The 2,049-nt window shown below is 35.6% G+C and carries 3 protein-coding genes; 2 read left to right on the top strand and 1 reads right to left on the bottom strand.

Features of this window, described 5'->3' with window-relative positions; genetic code table 11:
• Window positions 1-155 precede the first annotated feature (155 nt).
• Window positions 156-746 (top strand): type IV toxin-antitoxin system AbiEi family antitoxin domain-containing protein, encoded by a 591-nt coding sequence (locus ACHBHN_RS11215; protein WP_000037237.1) that lies wholly within the window; start codon window positions 156-158, stop codon window positions 744-746.
• Complete coding sequence (locus ACHBHN_RS11220; protein ID WP_044672658.1) at window positions 743-1,588, top strand: nucleotidyl transferase AbiEii/AbiGii toxin family protein; 846 nt, start codon at window positions 743-745, stop codon at window positions 1,586-1,588. The genes ACHBHN_RS11215 and ACHBHN_RS11220 overlap by 4 nt, the downstream gene beginning before the upstream one ends.
• 63 nt (window positions 1,589-1,651) lie before the next feature.
• Here ACHBHN_RS11220 and ACHBHN_RS11225 read toward each other — a convergent pair.
• A partial coding sequence (locus ACHBHN_RS11225) for a CHAP domain-containing protein (RefSeq protein ID WP_394734152.1) occupies window positions 1,652-2,049 on the bottom strand: 398 nt, incomplete at its 5' end.

A 2,049-nucleotide genomic window follows, 5' to 3' on the forward strand; every position in this document is an offset into this window, starting at 1 on the left:
TCTCTTTTTTGTACAGCTCGTAGCCCAAGTTCAATACCATCATAAAAAAGAAGGCTTGATTTTGTTATCACAATAAAATGAGGGAAAAGAAAATGTTGCTTTTATACCACAAATATTGTAAAATTGTAGTGTAAAAGCAACAAGCGGGGGGCCGTATGTCAAAAAAAGAGATTCTACTCGATTTTATAGAAAAGAACAATGGAATTGTCACAAACAAAGATTGTAAAGCACTAGGTATTCCAACAATATATCTGACAAGACTAGAGAAAGAAGGCATTATCTTCCGAGTTGAAAAAGGTATTTTCCTAACCCAAAACGGAGACTATGATGAATACTACTTCTTTCAATATCGTTTTCCTAAGGCTATTTTCTCTTATATTTCGGCACTGTATCTACAACAGTTTACAGATGAAATTCCACAATATTTTGATGTGACAGTTCCTAGAGGCTACCGCTTTAATACTCCTCCAGCTAATCTAAATATTCACTTTGTCTCTAAAGAATACAGCGAGCTGGGAATGACTACTGTACCTACTCCTTTGGGAAACAACGTAAGGGTATATGATTTTGAACGTATTATTTGTGATTTTGTAATACATCGAGAAAAGATTGATTCCGAACTCTTTGTCAAGACACTTCAATCTTATGGGAACTATCCTAAAAAAAATCTAGCAAAACTCTATGAATATGCGACAAAAATGAATACTTTAGAAAAAGTTAAACAAACTCTGGAGGTTCTAATATGAACAAAGCTAAATTAACAGCACTCTGTCATAAAATATCAAAGAATACTGGTTTAACCTTTAATTCCGTCATGACCTATTACTTTCTTGAAGTGATTTTGAAAAAATTAAGTCAGAGTACCTACTCAAATCACTATATCTTCAAAGGAGGATTCCTACTATCAAATGTTATCGGAGTTGAATCTCGTAGCACTGTTGATATTGATTTTTTGTTCCATCAAATGACACTCTCAGAAGATACTGTGAAGCAGCAACTCAAGGAAATTTTAGCAGATTCCGAAGAAGGTATATCTTTTGTGATTCAATCAACCACAGCTATAAAAGAAAGTGATGACTATGGTGGCTATCGTGCAACCATTTTATGCCAACTTGAGAATATTAAACAAGTTATCCATTTGGATATTGCGACAGGTGATGTTGTAACTCCTCAGCCGATTACATACGACTATAAAGCTATTTTTGATGAAGACAATTTTCCAATCATTGCTTATACAATTGAAACAATTCTAGCTGAAAAACTCCAAACCATCTATTCACGCAACTTCTTGAACAGCAGAAGCAAAGATTTTTACGATGTTTATATTCTTTCAAAACTGAAGAAAGAAGACATTGACTTCATTCAATTGAAAAATGCCTGTCAGAGAACATTTTCATATCGCGAAACAGAACTCGATTTTGTAAAGATTATTGAACTACTCGAGAGGTTCAAATCTGACCCTATTCAGAATAAACAATGGCAAAATTATTCAAAAAAATATAGCTATACTAAGGGGATTTCACTTGCAGATGTTCTTGATGAGATGATTCGTCTCATAACAGTTCTCATTTCTATAAATTCTGATTAATCGTGACAAAAAAAACACAAAAGATATGCTAACATTTATTCATTTTGTTAGCATATCCTTTTTTTATTTCGTCGTATAAGCAAAACTCAAGCTACTGTCCACTCCAGATAATTTACGGAAGGTATAGTTTGGATTGCCATTATAGTTGGTTTCTGAGATAAGAAATGAGCCATCTGAGTAGACTTTCTCCACAAAAGCCACATGTCCGTATTCTGTTGGTGTGCCATGTCCTCCTCCCGCAAAGGAAAGAATAGCTCCTGCTTGTGGACTTGTCCCTGTCTCCCCACCGAGACTTGCGGCTGTTCGTACCCAATCTTGGCCATTGCCCATGGTACTGATAATTGGAATCTTCTCACCATTTTTACCTTTGAGTTTTAGCCCCAATTGGTTGATACGGGCTGCAACTCCCCAAGTACATTGGCCGTAAGCGTAACCCATACCGTCACCACCTCCTGGAATAG

The sequence above is a fragment of the Streptococcus sp. A22 genome (assembly GCF_043674215.1).
Taxonomy (GTDB): Bacteria; Bacillota; Bacilli; order Lactobacillales; family Streptococcaceae; genus Streptococcus; species Streptococcus suis_V.

Coding starts and splice junctions, on each gene's coding strand:
- ACHBHN_RS11215 (WP_000037237.1), top strand. CDS start 156: ATGTCAAAAAAAGAGATTCTACTCGATTTTATAGAAAAGAACAATGGA.
- ACHBHN_RS11220 (WP_044672658.1), top strand. CDS start 743: ATGAACAAAGCTAAATTAACAGCACTCTGTCATAAAATATCAAAGAAT.